General features: G+C 70.0%; 1 protein-coding gene. It reads left to right on the forward strand.

The window, feature by feature from the left end:
- Nucleotides 1-118: 118 nt before the first annotated feature.
- Nucleotides 119-337: hypothetical protein (locus NHL51_RS13825; protein WP_434144654.1), on the forward strand; the 219-nt coding region annotated here is incomplete at its 3' end.

Here is a 337-nt window from a genome sequence, read left to right on the forward strand (position 1 = left end):
TACCGCCGCTGCAGACGCGAGCGCAAGCGCTGACCCTGACACTGCTGCTGACCCGGACGCTGCTGCTGATCCGGATGCTGCTGCGGACCCGGACGCGTCGGCCTCGGCTGATGCGAACGTGAACGCGTCGGCTTCGGCTGCTGCTTCGGCGAACGCGGACGATGACAGCAATGCTTCGGCCCAGGTCGCGGCTCAGGCTGCGGCTCTCGCGGATGCGACGTCGACGGCTTCGGCTGCGGCAGATCCGAACGCGGAGGCTGCGGCTCAGGCTGCGGCGACTGCCGAGGCCTCGCAGAACGCTTCGGCGACCTCGATGTCGAACGTGACGGCGGCGGCC

Source organism: Leucobacter sp. gxy201, assembly GCF_051043335.1.
GTDB lineage: Bacteria > Actinomycetota > Actinomycetes > Actinomycetales > Microbacteriaceae > Leucobacter.